Genomic DNA, 281 nt, shown 5'->3' with positions numbered 1-281 from the left:
GTATGAATGACATCATCGGCAAATGCCTCCTCCGCATGGCGGGCAGCGTAACCTGCATTCATGTATTGCACATCGCCTGCGTCCAAAATCGAATAACCGCCATGGTTATCGGAATGTTCCAACCTGCCGTCAATCACATACGTGATCGTTTGAAAACCACGATGAGGATGGTCGGAAAACGTCCCCCGTTTAAACCAGTCATCAGCCATCACGACAAAAGGATCAAAATCTTGCTCTCGCCCTGGAGGCAACGCCCATCCTTGTTGCACATGAGGATACCC

General features: G+C 50.5%; 1 protein-coding gene. It reads right to left on the bottom strand.

The features are described 5' to 3' along the window. Positions 1-281: pirin family protein (locus CHH91_RS18425; protein ID WP_176465860.1), on the bottom strand; the 281-nt coding region annotated here is incomplete at both ends.

It is taken from the genome of Virgibacillus sp. 7505 (assembly GCF_002272135.1).
Taxonomy (GTDB): Bacteria; Bacillota; Bacilli; order Bacillales; family Amphibacillaceae; genus Terribacillus.
This window is presented reverse-complemented; position numbering and strand designations above follow the sequence as displayed.